This is a genomic window from Bacillus cereus group sp. MYBK227-1 (genome assembly GCF_051916325.1).
Taxonomy (GTDB): Bacteria; Bacillota; Bacilli; order Bacillales; family Bacillaceae_G; genus Bacillus_A; species Bacillus_A cereus.
Genome location: NZ_JBQAGK010000022.1, coordinates 1 through 8,648 on the forward strand (window position 1 = coordinate 1; position 8,648 = coordinate 8,648).

Below are 8,648 nucleotides of genomic sequence, written 5' to 3' on the forward strand. Positions count from 1 at the left end.
TCATCCTGAGCCAGGATCAAACTCTCCAATAAAGTTAGTTTGTCTAGCATCTAAAATAAAAATTGACGTTTCACGTTGTTTGTTTCGTTCAGTTTTCAAAGAACTACTTGGCCGCTCATTTGCGACTTCCTTATGTTAACACTTTCGTTAATTGATGTCAACTAAGTTTTTTATTTCGTTTGTCGCTTTCGACGTTAATGTCATCGGCGACTTGTTCTATATTACACCCCCGTAGATCAACCGTCAATACCTTTTATCTTTTTTATTTTATAAATCATAAAAGCTTTACCCTGTCTTAATTTCTAACACAGCCTTAGAACTTCTTAAACTTATGTATTCAAACTAACAATCTGCAGCCTACACTCTCTAACTTAATACTAATACTTTTCTAAAGAATGAATGTGAGACCAAGTAAATATATATTAAGGATAGTATTTTTTCTTTTAGTACGTCCTCCCTCCTGCTCATCTCTAGGGAGATTATAAATAAAACACTTCTCTTCTTTACCTTTAAAATCTAATATACTTAGGAGGCGTTATGAAATGCATGTTAATAAAAAGATAATTTATGTATCCCATGATGCCCATTTCCACGGAGCACAGCTACTTTCTTTACATACTATTAAGGCTCTTAAAGAAAACTTTGATTACTCTGTTGCAATTATCTCTATTGGATCAGGTATTTTAATTCCAGATTTTCAAAAGTACGGTCCTGTTTATTGTCTCGAGCAAGGTTATCAAACAGAAGAAAAGGTCGAATTATTAATAAAGGATTTATTATCACAGGATTTTACCCTCGCCATATGTAGCACTGTCATAAGTGGCGATATCGTCGCATTACTAGCTAGACACAATATAAAAGTTGTTTCATTAATACATGAATTACCGCATTTAATACAACAGTACTCTGCTGAAGGGAAAGCTAAAAACATCGCTGAATTTGCTTACAAAGTTGTCTTCCCTTCACAATACGTATATGAAAAATTTCGTACAATCACTGAATTGGATCCTCAAAAATGTCACATTCTCCCTCAAGGTTTGTTTAACCACAATCCTTATAAAAACAATATCGCAAAAGCTAGAAATGAGTTACGTAAGAAGCTTAACCTGCCTCTAGATAGCAAAATCATCTTAGGTGTAGGCTTCGCAGATTATCGAAAAGGAATAGATTTATTCTCACTTATCTCTTACTCAGTACGAAAGACTCACAAGGATATTCATTTCATTTGGGTAGGGAGAACGGACGTTCAATTCCTGAATACACTGCCCCCTAAATATAAAGCACATTTCACATTAGTCGATCCTACTCCCGATATCGGATTATATAACGCCGGGGCTGACTTATACTTATTAACTTCAAGGGAAGATCCTTTTCCAAATGTTGTTTTAGAAGCATTAGATGCAAAACTTCCTGTTATAGGGTTTAAAAATGCTGGAGGTTTTGAAGATGTTGTTACAGAAAAAACTGGTGCCTTAGTAGATTTTTTAAATTTACCCAAAATGCTAGAGAAAATATATGAATTTATTCACGATGAGGGATTACGATTACAAAAGGGAAGCTTTGGCCAAGAACTTATCGAAAAAAACTTCAATTTTCTTAATTACATTTATCAATTACTAGATCTTCTCGAACATAATTACAAAAAGATAAGTGTAATCATACCGAACTATAATTATGAAAAATACTTACCTGCTCGAATCGAATCAATCTTAAACCAAACCTACCCTCTTTACGAACTAATTTTCTTAGACGATGCCTCCACTGATCATAGCGTATCAACTTTTAAAAAGCTGCTCTCAAAAGAAAATAAGCCCCACCTGAAGGTTCAACAGATTATTAATGATAAAAACTCTGGTTCCGTATTTAAACAATGGATAAAAGGAGTCTCTGCAGCAACTGGTGATTATATTTGGATCGCAGAGGCCGATGACTTATGCGATAAGACATTTTTACAAGAGGTGATACAGGGGTTTTATATAAATAACAATATTACCTTAAGTTACACACAATCAAAACAAATTGATGAACAAGGAAATGTATTGGCTAATCATTATTTAAATTACACAAATGATATCGATAAAGAAAAATGGAAAGGTCCCTATTTTCGAAAAGGCGTCGAAGAAATACAAGATACGTTACTTATCAAAAACACTATACCTAATGTTTCAAGTGTAGTTTTTAAAAATATAGATATGAAGAAAACAGAAAAACAGTTAGAGAAGTTCAAAATAGCTGGTGATTGGTTTTTCTATGTTTCTCTTCTTACAGAGGGAGATATTTACTTCAATCCATCCCCCTTAAACTATCATAGACGACATTTAAATAGCGTAACGAGAACAGAAGATTCATACTCCCATTACAATGAAGTTGTACAAATGCAAAATTTCATTAAAGAAAGATTTACTATCGACGACATTTCTAAAATGAAAATGTATACATATAGAAAGCATCTTAAAGCATACTTAAAAATTTAAACATGTGCTTTCTATGCCATCAATATCTCTAGTAAGTTGCTACTATTACTTAAGGGAGGAATACTCTTTGAAAGACTTTATAGAGGAACATAAAGATTTAATTTCTCAAATCGCACACAACTATAATGTAAATGCAAGTATCCATCCTGAGGATCATATCTTTCAGTTCATTGTCACTAATCCCGTCTTCCCATCAAAAAAAGAAGCGATAGATTACTACTTTAAAGATGGGCAAAACTCAGCACAAATACTCTTAAACTTAATTACTTCCCTTTATCCTCCTACAGGCAATCCAATTAAATTGTTAGAATTTGCATCCGGATACGGCTGCGTAACACGTCATTTATTAAATCTACAAGCGAATTTGAGTATAACCGCTTGCGATATACACGAAGAGGCTATTTCCTTTATTGAAAACAAATTAAATAATTCTTCTATATTATCTCATCCTGAGCCTGAACAGTTAAAATTGGACTCCTCTACGTACGATATCGTTTTTTGTCTATCCTTTTTCTCTCATATGCCTGATACAACTTGGTTTCGTTGGCTGCAAACATTGTATAACGCTGTTTCACCTGGTGGTTTATTCATTTTCACAACCCATGGCTATCAAAGCAAAAAATACTTCGGGTTTCCAAATTTAAATGAAAAGGGCTATTGGTTTCTCTCTTCTAGTGAACAATTCGATTTAGATGTGAATCAATACGGACAAACGATAGTTAGTCCCTCTTACGTGTGTGACAAAATTAAATTATTACCCCATAACCCAATTATCAAAAAGTATACTGAAGGATTTTGGTGGGAACATCAAGACCTTTGGGTTATAGAAAAAGAAGCAAAATAATAACCCACGCTCTGCTTATACAAGTAGAGTGTGGGTTATTATTCTTTACTATATAAGAACTCTTCAATCCATAGCTTATTTAATCTAATCCCATGTTTAAAATCTATTTTAGGTTCCCAATTCAATTCTTGTTTTATCTTATCAATATTTAAAATGATTTTTTGAACGTTCTCTTGTTTTTGTTTGTAACAGATAAAATCCACTTTTCTTTCTGTTATTTTCTCTAATTCCACTATAATTCGTTTTAAAGAAAGACCTTTGCCACTCCCTATATTGTATACGCAAGATTTCAATTGATTTAATTGTGCTAGTTGTATAGTAATTTCAACTAAATCATCGATATAAATATAATCTCTAATAATCTCCTCTGGATTCCCATATATATGAATCCTTTCATTACTGAGATGCTGGTACAAAAAACAATTTATCGCCCCTACTTTTTTTAAGGGGTTTTGGTATTTTCCATACGGATTAGAATATCTACATACAACATAATCTATTCCATATTTTCTCTTATAAAAATACAAATAATTCTCCAGCGAAACTTTTGTTATTCCATACGGGGAAAGTGGTCTTAATGGATGTTTCTCATCAATAGGCAAATATTCAGGTTCACCATAAACTGTGCCTCCCGAAGAAGCTAATATAATTTTTTTAATACGAAAATCTTTAACACTTTCCATGAAATTAAGAAAAAATAGACTGCTATTAATATCACCGAAAACATCTTCAATTGAAGTTGCTACGTTAGACGTCGCAGCTAAATAAATAATAATATCTATATTCACTAAAGCCTTATATATATCCTCAACATTTTTTAAATCACCTTTAATAAATTCAACTTCACTTACAATATTTTGAGGAAAATTATTTATATGTCTGGAAAATACTTTTACATTTTGCCCCTGTTTCAATAAACCCAATGCGAGGTTGATACCAATGAAACTATTTCCACCTACTATTAAATAATTATTCTTCCTCATAATATCATCTCTCTAGTAATAAATTTTTCCCGTCGTCAAACCTAAAAATATACACAAATAAACTGGATCATTTCGATTATTCATCTTCTTATCATTGTATGTTTGTTATAAATTTTCATTATCTTTATTTTCTATTTTCATTTTAGAATAGCTTCCTTATTCAGGTTGACTGCAAAAACACTCATAATATTTACTCATCCCCATGAATATATTTAATAAACAATCCTCACTTGTTTAACCCATAAAAAACGTCTACATACACAAATTTCCCAAAAAGGAGTGCTGAACTCATGAAGAATATAAATCAAGAACTTTTAAATCATGTAATTCTACATAAAGATCGAATTCCGCATTACCATAAAGACTTTCCAATTATACTATTTTGGAGTCATAGAAGCGGATGCACCGCGTTAGCTAATTGGTTCTTTTTTCAAATCGGATTATTTACTGAAGCAAAGAAATACAATGACTTTATTCATTACTATGAGTTCTGGGTGTATAAGAACAATACAAATTACATACCAGAGTTACAAAATGGTCTTCTAGAGGGTAAAAAGGATGTTTGTAAACTTGTGCGAAATCCCTATACAAGGGCTGTCAGCTCATTTCTATTACTTGCTGACAACCCATATGCTAGCCCTCAATGGGAAAGTATCCGTCATTATTTTTATAATGACAAATATAGTAATCAAGGAATATCTTTTAAACAATTTTTATATTACGTTCAAGCATTCAGCTCCAATTCTCTAGCTTTAGATATACATTTTAGTCAACAATACGTCCCTGGTGAAGAAAACTTCATCCAATGTTATATTCCTTTAGAAGATTTTAATACACAAATCACCAAACTAGAACACACGTACGATTTGATAAAATCCCCTTTAGCACTTCTTACAAATTCAGATCATCATCGCGCACACAAGATGATTTATGCAGGGAGCTATGCAGAACTTAGCATTACAGATACAGACTTCCCACGATTTCCAACATACGAAAGCTTTTATGATAAAGAAACTATGGATTTAGTTACAGAAATATACACACAGGATTTTGAAATGTACCCATACACGAAAGGGATATTTTAAGTCTATACATTTTCCCATGAATAAAAGCTGATGCATCGCATAGCATAAAGTGAAACTTTAATTCGATTGGGGGTTCTCTTCAACTGATTATTCCCTTCTCCTAATCGCAATTTTAAGAGATACCTAACTTTCACCCATTCCCCCTTTGATTTCGCTGATTGTTGACGTGTATCATACTTTCCATAAATAGATTGCATTTAACATAGGAGGGATGTCGTGTGGAAATCAATTTGAAACACAATAATGGGTACTGCGTTATTTGCGAAAAGAAAGCTACATTTATAGAGCATAATGATTGGCTTAGAGATCATTATTTATGTTCTACATGTAACTCTATACCAAGGCAGCGAGCTTTAATCCATGCCTTGCATACATTTTTTCCAAAATGGAATTCCTATAGTATCCACGAATCCTCTCCTGGAGGAATTACAACTCAGCTACTATTAAAAAACTGTAAAAACTATACTTATTCTCAATACTTTAGAAATTATCCTCTTGGCCAATACTTTCAAGGTATTAGATGTGAGAACTTAGAAGACATGACTTTTGAAAATGAATCTTTTGATTTATTCATTACTCAAGACGTTTTTGAGCATGTAATGACGCCAAACAAAGCCTTTAAAGAAATAGAACGAGTATTAAAACCTGGCGGCGCTCATGTATTTACTGTCCCTTGGTATCATACACTCACAAAAACTGTGCAAAGAGCAAGAATGAATCAAGAAGTGATTGAATATATTGAAGAGCCCATTTATCACGGAAACCCTATTGATGAGAATGGATCTTTAGTAACGTTCGATTGGGGGCAGGATATGATTGAATATATTTATACACACGCAAACATGTATACCATTGTTTATTTACAAAAGGATAGATCACTAGGGTTAGATGCTGAATTTTTACATGTTTTTATTAGTAAAAAGCAAGAAAATAAAGTTTAATCACTATATAATTCGGAGGTTTAACAAATGAATAAATTTAAGTTAGGAAGTGATTTTGATCATCTTGTTAATTCACTATCTGATGTCGAACTTCTAAATTTATTTATACAAAGTTGTTCACAAACAACGATAAATGGGGTTCCCGTACCTAGGTTTCCTCCTGAAGAAATTCAAAAACAATTTGTAGGTGCTTCCTATGAACATGCTCTTTACGAAGCATATTTGTTTTATAGACATATAAAAGAATACGCCCAAAATTTAGGGGTTCCCTTGAATAAAGAAAGTAAAGTTTTAGACTTCGGCTGCGGATGGGGAAGAATTATACGCTTCTTATTTAAAGATGCCTCTGATCAAAATTTACTTGGCATTGATGTCGATCCTGCGATGATCACACTTTGTAATGAAACACTAGGAAGAGGGATATATAAAACAGCAAGTCCACATCCCCCTGTAGAATTTATTAGTGACAATTCATTAGATATCATATTCGCTTATTCTGTATTCTCACATTTATCCGAAGCAACTGCCGAAAATTGGGTAAAAGAATTTTCAAGAGTTCTTCGCCCTGGTGGAATCTTCATCGCAACAACACAAGCGCGCTATTTTCTTGATTTTTGTCAACAATTCCAAAAACATCCTGAATTAATTCAAACAGGATGGCATAAAACTTTATCTCAAGCTTTTCCAGATATACATCGCGCCATCTCGGATTATGAAAACGGCAAATTTGTTCACAGTCCTACTGGTGCAGGAGATGTTAGAAATAGTAGTTTTTACGGAGAAACTGTTATACCTAGGACTTATATTGAAAATCATTATGAGAAATATTTAAAGCTACGAGACTTTTTTGATGATGTAAATCAATTACCACAGGCCCTCTTTGTCCTTCAAAAAATTTAATTCCTTTCATTCAACGTAATAAATTTCATGACGAAAAGCACTTTCTATTTCAGCTATATATCAAATTACCTAATACTCTCTTATTAAGTAAGCTAAAAAAAATCCAATACATACCATAAAAAGACAGTAAACAGATGACATATCTCTTGTTTTAAAATTGCTTCACCAAATCAAGAATGACTTCCCAACACTTGAACTACGAAAAACATGAGGGGGATATAACTTGAAAATAATCGCTTTTTACTTACCACAATTCCATCAAATTAAAGAAAATGATCGATGGTGGGGGAAAGGATTTACTGAATGGACAAATACTAAAAGTGCACGACCTCTATTTTCAGGACATTATCAACCTAGGGAACCTTATCAAGATTTTTATTACGATTTAACTACCCCCTCCGTAAGAAAGTGGCAAGCGGAAATCGCTAAAGCATACGGTATATATGGTTTTTGTTATTATCATTACTGGTTTAAGGGAAAAAGACTATTAGAAACACCCTTTAATGAGGTACTAAAGATGAAGGAACCTGACTTCCCTTTTTGTCTTTCTTGGGCAAATGAACCATGGACAAAATCTTGGGATGGTCTCGATAAACATATATTAATGCCTCAAGACTACGGAGATATATCTGATTGGAAGGAACACTTTGATTATTTATTACAGGCTTTCCAAGATGAGAGATATATTTATATAGATGATAAACCTCTATTCATTATTTATCGTCCAGGACATATTCCTGATTGTGAAAAAATGCTTAATTACTGGAATGCATTAGCGCGAGAAAATGGTTTAAAAGGTATATACTTTGCTGAAACATTAAACAGTTTTCCACTACCTAATATAAATGGATTCGATGCCAGCATTCAGTTTGAACCTTTCTATACAATTGCCCATGATAGCTCTTCAGACATAAATAAGGTAATATATGATTCTGATATGCAATTAAATGTTTGGGACTACGATAAAGTATGGATGTATATATTACAACGATCGCTCCCAAAGAAAAAAACATTTCCCGGGGCTTTTGTTGATTGGGATAATACTGCACGACGTAAAAACGCGAATAGCAGCATCTTTGTAGGTTCTACCCCTGAAAAGTTCACCATATATTTAAGCAAGCAAATTCATCGTACTTACTCTTTTTATAACAGCGAGTTTTTATTTATTAACGCATGGAACGAGTGGGCGGAAGGAACTTACTTAGAGCCAGATAAAAAATATGGATTTTCTTATTTAGAAGGGGTTAAAAATGCAATTGATAGAGGTATGAAAGCATACAAAAAAGACGAGTCATTCTGACTCGTCTTAAAGTTGCTTGGCGACGTCCTACTCTCACAGGGACAAGGTCCCAACTACCATCGGCGCTAGAGAGCTTAACTTCCGTGTTCGGTATGGGAACGGGTGTGACCTCTCTGCCATC

7 protein-coding genes and 1 rRNA gene are annotated in these 8,648 nt (G+C 33.3%); 6 read left to right on the forward strand and 2 right to left on the reverse strand.

Going from position 1 to position 8,648, the window contains the following annotated elements:
• Positions 1–542: 542 nt before the first annotated feature.
• Both ACTFRM_RS31075 and ACTFRM_RS31080 read left to right on the forward strand, forming a co-directional pair.
• A complete protein-coding gene (locus ACTFRM_RS31075; RefSeq protein WP_000558370.1) occupies positions 543–2,474 on the forward strand; it encodes a glycosyltransferase in 1,932 nt (643 codons plus the stop codon).
• A 67-nt stretch (positions 2,475–2,541) separates the two neighbouring features.
• On the forward strand, positions 2,542–3,318 hold the full coding sequence (locus tag ACTFRM_RS31080) for a class I SAM-dependent methyltransferase (RefSeq protein ID WP_000651232.1): 777 nt from the start codon (positions 2,542–2,544) through the stop codon (positions 3,316–3,318).
• A 38-nt stretch (positions 3,319–3,356) separates the two neighbouring features.
• On the opposite strand, the gene ACTFRM_RS31085 is transcribed toward ACTFRM_RS31080, so the two are convergent.
• The gene (locus tag ACTFRM_RS31085) at positions 3,357–4,301 is read right to left on the reverse strand and encodes an NAD-dependent epimerase/dehydratase family protein (RefSeq protein WP_173601139.1); all 945 of its coding nucleotides are present in this window, start codon (positions 4,299–4,301) and stop codon (positions 3,357–3,359) included.
• A gap of 290 nt (positions 4,302–4,591) precedes the next feature.
• On the opposite strand from ACTFRM_RS31085, the gene ACTFRM_RS31090 reads away from it, so the two are divergent.
• From ACTFRM_RS31090 to ACTFRM_RS31105, 4 genes are all read left to right on the forward strand, one after another.
• Positions 4,592–5,386: a sulfotransferase family 2 domain-containing protein gene (locus tag ACTFRM_RS31090; RefSeq protein WP_025688562.1), complete on the forward strand. Its 795-nt coding sequence runs from the start codon at positions 4,592–4,594 to the stop codon at positions 5,384–5,386.
• A 218-nt stretch (positions 5,387–5,604) separates the two neighbouring features.
• On the forward strand, positions 5,605–6,327 hold the full coding sequence (locus ACTFRM_RS31095; RefSeq protein ID WP_000405126.1) for a class I SAM-dependent methyltransferase: 723 nt from the start codon (positions 5,605–5,607) through the stop codon (positions 6,325–6,327).
• A gap of 27 nt (positions 6,328–6,354) precedes the next feature.
• Positions 6,355–7,227, forward strand: a complete 873-nt coding sequence (locus ACTFRM_RS31100) for a class I SAM-dependent methyltransferase (RefSeq protein WP_173601138.1) — start codon at positions 6,355–6,357, stop codon at positions 7,225–7,227.
• Positions 7,228–7,450: 223 nt separating this feature from the next.
• The gene (locus ACTFRM_RS31105) at positions 7,451–8,527 is read left to right on the forward strand and encodes a glycosyltransferase WbsX family protein (protein ID WP_000690995.1); all 1,077 of its coding nucleotides are present in this window, start codon (positions 7,451–7,453) and stop codon (positions 8,525–8,527) included.
• Positions 8,528–8,541: 14 nt separating this feature from the next.
• On the opposite strand, the gene rrf is transcribed toward ACTFRM_RS31105, so the two are convergent.
• Positions 8,542–8,648: ribosomal RNA gene (rrf, locus tag ACTFRM_RS31110) — 5S ribosomal RNA — on the reverse strand; the annotation flags it as partial.

Bases quoted from the DNA above. Each gene is read 5' to 3' on its own strand.
- ACTFRM_RS31075 (WP_000558370.1), top strand. From the start codon at position 543: ATGCATGTTAATAAAAAGATAATTTATGTATCCCATGATGCCCATTTC.
- ACTFRM_RS31085 (WP_173601139.1), bottom strand. From the start codon at position 4,301: ATGAGGAAGAATAATTATTTAATAGTAGGTGGAAATAGTTTCATTGGT.
- ACTFRM_RS31090 (WP_025688562.1), top strand. From the start codon at position 4,592: ATGAAGAATATAAATCAAGAACTTTTAAATCATGTAATTCTACATAAA.
- ACTFRM_RS31100 (WP_173601138.1), top strand. From the start codon at position 6,355: ATGAATAAATTTAAGTTAGGAAGTGATTTTGATCATCTTGTTAATTCA.